Below are 5,710 nucleotides of genomic sequence, written 5' to 3' on the forward strand. Positions count from 1 at the left end.
CATGATGTGCTCCTTTCTCCGTGGCGCGTCCCACGGGAATATGTTATACTGAAACCACAAGCCTCGGCACGCCTACGGGCGTCCGGCGCGGGGTGGCCGACAACCACCTTCTTATCCAGCTGCCTCGTACGAGGCAACTCAGGGCCGTCTTGTCAACGGCTGCTGCAAATCGTGCCGCCTGCGGGCGGCTATTTTTGTTTGCATTTTGGCGGCGCCGCCAAAATGGCTACTTTTGAGCATGTCGCTGACTTAATATCTCATGATAGCATCTATGAGAGAGGACGAGTTCCAGCCCACCATCTCCGTGGCGGCTTGTTGGACTTTCAAGGGAATGCGCTGCTGTCCCCAGGGACGGATGCCGATGATGGTCTTTCCCATGCGATTAGCTTCGTCAATCTCATAGTCAATCCACTTACTGTAGGCATCGTACATCCCCGCGATGATGATAACGATACTGGCGGGCCTTATCTGATTGGTCAACGCATTCTCTAGTCCTGCATTTGTCCTTACATCAAGTGGATCGTGCTGAGGTACACTGTAATTCCGATAGTCCAGAGAGCTTTGTGATAGCCACCTTACAACTGTAGAGTAGTCATCGTTGTATTGCCAAGCATGGCTGATGAAAAGATTATAAGTACGAGGCATATCTATCATCCTTTCCCTTGTGATACAATATATACATGAAATAGCAAGAAGTGGCATTTTATCGCGACTTAGCACGGTGAAAGAGGTGGGGCGAGATGAAAGTAAGGAAATACCGGAAGAAGCCTGTTGTGGTTGAGGCCTATCAGACAGACCGAGAGATGATTATCCACACACTGGAAGGCGACCATCATGCGTCGGTGGGGGATTACATTATAACCGGCGTAAAAGGAGAGCAGTATCCTTGCAAGCCGGATATTTTTGCCAAGACCTACGAACCTGTCGATGAATGAGGTGTCGGAGGTTCGTCTTGCTTGATCTGGATCCAATCTCCATTGACGGAAGCAATGATGCTCTCGACGCGCATCACTAAAACAGTGTCCCTGTCATCTCCTCTGTAAACTCCTGTGCGCGTTTCGTACAGGAGTTTTTCACGCTTCAAGGCCTCGCTGGCTGCCCGATACTGCAACCATAAGTCGTGACATGAGTCCAGGCCAGCAAAGAAACGGAGATAGGATGCTATGGCACTGAGTAACACGAGTATAATGTCGCGCCAAGGATCTGCAATCGGCAGCATTCCGAGAACCGGAAGCAGGAGGACGCATGCGGTTTCTAAGCGCCGCAAACGCTTATATTCGCGCTGGTTTTCCGTACTTTTGCAGCTGAACCATTTTTGCTGTTCGTCCAAGCGATTTCTGATATATTCGTCAGGTGACATTTAGGCTTCCTTTCCTGGCCGCCTGCGGGCGGCTTTTTTGTACCACGTCGTACCACGTCGTACCATTCCGCCTCACGCGATCCCCTTGAGCTCCACAAGCCCCTCCGGCACGCCCCGCAGCCTTGCGAGCTGGTAGATGGAGCATCCCTCGTTCTCGCGGACAAAGTCATCTGGCAGCAGGAGTTCGACGGCGAAGGTGTTCGCTTCGCGCTCGAGCTTGCTCGCGGAGAAGAACGTGCGGTGCGTCATGAATGCGGTGTTGATGTCTGGATGCAGGATGGTATGACCGAGCTCATGTGCGCAGACGAATTGCAGCATAGGCTCGTCTAGTTCCTGATTGAGATGGATCACATGCAGCCGGAGGGAATAGCTGTGAAAGCCCATGACGTTCCCGAGAGGTGCGTAGAGTATCTTGATATGGCGGTTGCGGGCAATCTTAAAAGGGTCGCAAGTATGGTATCGATGCGCTATGCTGCGGGCAATTTGTTGGATATCCACGAGCAACACCTCCTGTTCTCTAAATGAAATGCTTAACTTGGTATGAAAGCTCATTATGCTACAGTGAATATGAAAGATGCCGCCGGATGATGTGAGGGTGATTTCATCAGCGTACTTGATACGTGGTATTCGCGCCGGGGGTCTTTCTTTTTTATGTGCTAATTCGCGCCGCGTTTCTATTCCAGTTCTCCGGAAAGCCGAGAGTACGCAATATGTCATTTAGGGTTATGGTTTGCAGGTGCTTTCCCAAATGATTGGATCGTTTGAGGATTTTATTGTGAAGAGCACCGTACTCAGAAATGCTCAAAAAGCATTGCAACGAAACGAACACAGAGAAAACATTCCTGCGGTCGATGTCTGGAGTAATGCCAAACCTATCATGTAACGGTGCCCAATAGTTACTGTCCCTGCGGCATCTGAACCCAAGCAACCGATTGTCGTGAGCGCACACGTTACGGACGTCGCGCATATTCTGCACAAAACTTATCATCACCTCAGGTGCGAAAAGGAAAGACTTCCCCAAATTTTGCTCTATGAAACCGCATAGGCTGCGCGATACTTTGTTCTGAACAGATGTGCGAGACTCTGATAACATGTAGACAAACTCTCCGAAATCTATGTGATTGACAAGCACCCATATAGGGACATCATTATGGCATGCGATATAATGACGGATGCTAGACCCAGGGATATTTCTTTGGCGCTTTATCTCGTTCGATAATCGTGAGATGGTGGCAACGATGTCCAGCACATCGCCTTGATAACTATTGATATTCAAATAAGCATAGGGAATATCCCTGAACGTTTCAGCGAAATGGTGTGCAAAAATAGATTTGATATGCGTCTCTGCCAGAAGAAGCGCTTCGAAGAATGCTTGCTTTACTTCCTTGTCATAAAGATACAGTTGCCATACTTCGTCGAAAGACGTTCCAGCGATATATTTTTCGTCCATGCGCGGAAAATATTTGCTGTAACCATTGATGACGTTGTAATAGGTATTGCTCAATAGACACTTCTTAGCAAACTCCTCGTCACGTATCGTCATGCCACGATCCTTGAGCTTCTGGATCAGTTCATCCATAGTCCGAAAAGGCTTCACAAAAAAAGACCCCCTCCACAATGGAGAAGGTCTTTTTCCGCACAGGCCCCCGTAGAGGTATCTGCACTCCTTTTCATCCCCATTGTATAGTTTTATATACATAATGTCAAGAAATTTGAGCTATTTCCTGTATTTCTTCGGCGTATATTTCGCCTTGGCAATCTGCTTGGCGACGCGGAGGGAGTTTTCTAGGGCGGCGCGGATGAGGTCGCGCGTCTCGTCGTCCATCGGCTCTTCGCCGTTGTAGTAGGCGAGCCCCGCGTTCGGGTCGAGGTCGTCGAGCATGCTCTTGAGGCGCTTCTGGATGTCCCGCTCGTCTCTCGCGTTGAGCTCCGGCAGGCCGTCACTTTTCTGCGGCGCGGGCGGGGCGGAGGATGCGGGGTTCGTGCGGCTTGAATGATCGTAGAGTATTTCCTCACGAGAAACGCCAAAGATGGAGCATAGCTTATCCACCTTATCCATACGGGGAATTTTCTTGCCCCGAACCCAGTCATTTACCGTTGACGCGCTCACGCCCATATAGTCGGATAATTCTTTCTGTGTCATTCTTCTTTGATGGAGTAGTCGATTCAAGTTCCCACAAATCACGGAACGGATGCTTTCCTCTTTTGACATAGGAATCACTCCTTTTTCTTAGCTACAATTATACACTAAAAGCCTAAAAAAATCCGCTAAAAGTAAAAAATAAATTCGCTTTCGGTGTTGACATTCGCTTTAAGCTGATATAAGATATAAGCAGCTGGAAAAAACAGCTTAAAGCGAATTATATTTAAGGAGGTGACACGATGCCACAGATTAGTCTAAAGGCCGCCCGTGTGAATGCAAATCTCACACAGGCAGAGGTGGCGAAGCGTCTTCACAAGAACAAGCAGACCATTACCAACTGGGAAAGCGGCAAAACGAAAGTCAGTGCCGCAGACCTGCTAATTCTTTGCGATATGTACAAGATTTCGCCAAGCGCCATTCATTTACCGTAATAATTCGCTTTTAGCGAATTAGAAAAAGGAGAACGAGAGCATGAGCATGAGTGATTTGGTAAGAATCAACAGCAACCAGGTGGTCACGGATAGCCGCAGCGTGGCAGAGCATTTCGAGAAGCAGCACAAACATGTGCTCGAGGCGATTGATAATTTAGTAGCCGAAAATTCGGCCACTAAAAATATGTTCTACGAAACGAGCCGCGAGTACCGCGGACAGAGCTTCCGCTACTTTCTCATGAACCGCGACGGTTTCAGCCTGCTCGTCATGGGGTTTACCGGGGCGAAGGCGTTTGAGTGGAAGATCAAGTACATCAACGCGTTCAACGAGATGGAGAAGTCCATCAAGACGCCGCAGCTCACCCCGAACCCGCACTACCGCACGCGTATGATCGGCACGGCGATCCGCGATGTCGGCAAGACATCGGAGGAGCTGGAGAAGGTGTTTGGCGTCGCGCATGGCATGGCGCTCGCCGTCAGCATGAACCTTGTCGGCGAGGCGTATGGCGTCGATATGGCGCCCTGCAAAGCGTTGCTGCCGGCGGCGAAGGAGGTCAGCTACCTCAATGCGTCGGGCGTTGCCGAGCGTATCGGCCTGAAGTGCAAGACAGGCAAACCGAACGGCGCGGCGGCGAATCAGCTGCTCGCGGAGCGCGGACTTCAGGAGAAGCGCGGCGGGGACTGGCATCTCACCGAGAAGGGCAAGCGCTACGGCGAAGCCAAGCCGTACGAGCGCGGCGGCCACAGCGGCTATCAGATCATGTGGAGCGATAAGGTAATCGCGGCGCTTCAGTAAAGCGTAAGCAAAAGAAGCGCGTGCATCACCACTCGCATCAAGACTAGGAGCATGACACGAAGGGGGAGTGATGATATGAGCACACTGGATGTCGAAGCGCTGGAGGGCATCGTAAAGCAGGGAATGGCCCTCAAGAAGCTGTTGAAAGAATCCCCGGAGCTCATGGAATTCTTGAAGCTCGTGAGGGATACGGGGAAAGACCTTGCAGTCGTACCCGCCAAGGCGGACCCCTACATCGAGATAGGTGTAGCAGCCAAGGTGCTGGGCACGACGAAGAACAGGCTCTATGAGTTCGTGAAGCAAGGCTATCTGAGCCCTTATTACCTACCCGGCGGCCAACAGATGAAATTTCTGTTGTCAGAGGTGGAGGCATTGCCTGAGAGGAGAGAAGCACAGTGAATATCTGGGAACGACGGGCGCGGATCCGCAAATGGCAGGAACGGCGCCTCCGGAGAAAGCTCAGCGGGGTCGTCGAAGAAGTATGTTGCTTTATCGGCGCGCTTGCATGGCTGAGTTTCCTCGGGTACGCATTCGCGAAAGAGGTGTTCAAGTGATGAAAGCGATGGAGCACAAGACGAAGCGCGAGCGGCGCTTTGAGCGGCGCATGACAGAAAGACAGGCGCAGGCGCGGATGTTCCTGGAACTACTCCACGCCCTGGAAAAGAGTGACTGGGCGCGGAAGCGTGCAGTGCTCAAAGTTCGGGATGTCATGGCGGATATGGAGCTGAAGCGCTGTGCTACTCCGCAGACTGTCAACGAGTGGCGCGACATGCTCGAGGGTGTGCTGGAGTGCTTGTTGTTGAAAGGAGGTGAGTAGATGGGACGGAAACCAATGCCAGAGGCCCTGCGCAACATCCAGCGCCACACGCCGGTACTGCGGACGCTGGGCGATGTGGAGTACTTCGCGCAGGAGATGTACCGGAAAGGCGCTCGCGACGCCGCGGAGAAAGCCGTAAATACGCGCCTGCTCATGGCACTTT

11 protein-coding genes are annotated in these 5,710 nt (G+C 51.5%); 6 read left to right on the top strand and 5 right to left on the bottom strand.

Annotated elements, in window-relative coordinates:
• Positions 1-249: 249 nt before the first annotated feature.
• On the bottom strand, positions 250-702 hold the full coding sequence (locus F599_RS0112915; RefSeq protein WP_338141067.1) for a TIR domain-containing protein: 453 nt from the start codon (positions 700-702) through the stop codon (positions 250-252).
• Positions 703-740: 38 nt separating this feature from the next.
• Here F599_RS0112915 and F599_RS0112920 point away from each other — a divergent pair, with 38 nt between their 5' ends.
• Positions 741-935, top strand: coding sequence for a hypothetical protein (locus F599_RS0112920; RefSeq protein ID WP_019541981.1), 195 nt, complete (start codon positions 741-743; stop codon positions 933-935).
• Here the strand turns inward: F599_RS0112920 and F599_RS0112925 are convergent.
• From F599_RS0112925 to F599_RS0112940, 4 genes are all read right to left on the bottom strand, one after another.
• Positions 914-1,360, bottom strand: a complete 447-nt coding sequence (locus F599_RS0112925; RefSeq protein ID WP_019541980.1) for a DUF4231 domain-containing protein — start codon at positions 1,358-1,360, stop codon at positions 914-916. The two genes, F599_RS0112920 and F599_RS0112925, sit on opposite strands and share 22 nt — an antisense overlap.
• A gap of 72 nt (positions 1,361-1,432) precedes the next feature.
• Positions 1,433-1,858: an ImmA/IrrE family metallo-endopeptidase gene (locus F599_RS0112930; protein ID WP_019543913.1), complete on the bottom strand. Its 426-nt coding sequence runs from the start codon at positions 1,856-1,858 to the stop codon at positions 1,433-1,435.
• A gap of 151 nt (positions 1,859-2,009) precedes the next feature.
• The gene (locus tag F599_RS0112935) at positions 2,010-2,939 is read right to left on the bottom strand and encodes an Abi family protein (protein ID WP_244869355.1); all 930 of its coding nucleotides are present in this window, start codon (positions 2,937-2,939) and stop codon (positions 2,010-2,012) included.
• Between the two features lie 138 nt (positions 2,940-3,077).
• Complete coding sequence (locus F599_RS0112940; protein WP_071592884.1) at positions 3,078-3,572, bottom strand: helix-turn-helix domain-containing protein; 495 nt, start codon at positions 3,570-3,572, stop codon at positions 3,078-3,080.
• 170 nt (positions 3,573-3,742) lie between these two features.
• Here F599_RS0112940 and F599_RS0112945 point away from each other — a divergent pair, with 170 nt between their 5' ends.
• The 5 genes from F599_RS0112945 (at position 3,743) to F599_RS0112970 (ending at position 5,547) form a co-directional block, all read left to right on the top strand.
• Positions 3,743-3,934, top strand: coding sequence for a helix-turn-helix transcriptional regulator (locus F599_RS0112945; RefSeq protein WP_019543916.1), 192 nt, complete (start codon positions 3,743-3,745; stop codon positions 3,932-3,934).
• A gap of 40 nt (positions 3,935-3,974) precedes the next feature.
• Positions 3,975-4,730, top strand: coding sequence for a Rha family transcriptional regulator (locus F599_RS14520; RefSeq protein WP_019543917.1), 756 nt, complete (start codon positions 3,975-3,977; stop codon positions 4,728-4,730).
• 75 nt (positions 4,731-4,805) lie between these two features.
• Positions 4,806-5,129, top strand: a complete 324-nt coding sequence (locus F599_RS0112960) for a MerR family transcriptional regulator (RefSeq protein ID WP_019543918.1) — start codon at positions 4,806-4,808, stop codon at positions 5,127-5,129.
• Complete coding sequence (locus F599_RS15935; protein ID WP_019543919.1) at positions 5,126-5,284, top strand: hypothetical protein; 159 nt, start codon at positions 5,126-5,128, stop codon at positions 5,282-5,284. The genes F599_RS0112960 and F599_RS15935 overlap by 4 nt, the downstream gene beginning before the upstream one ends.
• A complete protein-coding gene (locus F599_RS0112970) occupies positions 5,284-5,547 on the top strand; it encodes a hypothetical protein (RefSeq protein WP_019543920.1) in 264 nt (87 codons plus the stop codon). Before F599_RS15935 ends, F599_RS0112970 begins: the two co-directional genes overlap by 1 nt.
• Positions 5,548-5,710: the final 163 nt, after the last annotated feature.

This window comes from Selenomonas bovis DSM 23594 (assembly GCF_000381005.1).
Classification (GTDB): Bacteria; Bacillota; Negativicutes; order Selenomonadales; family Selenomonadaceae; genus Selenomonas_C; species Selenomonas_C bovis.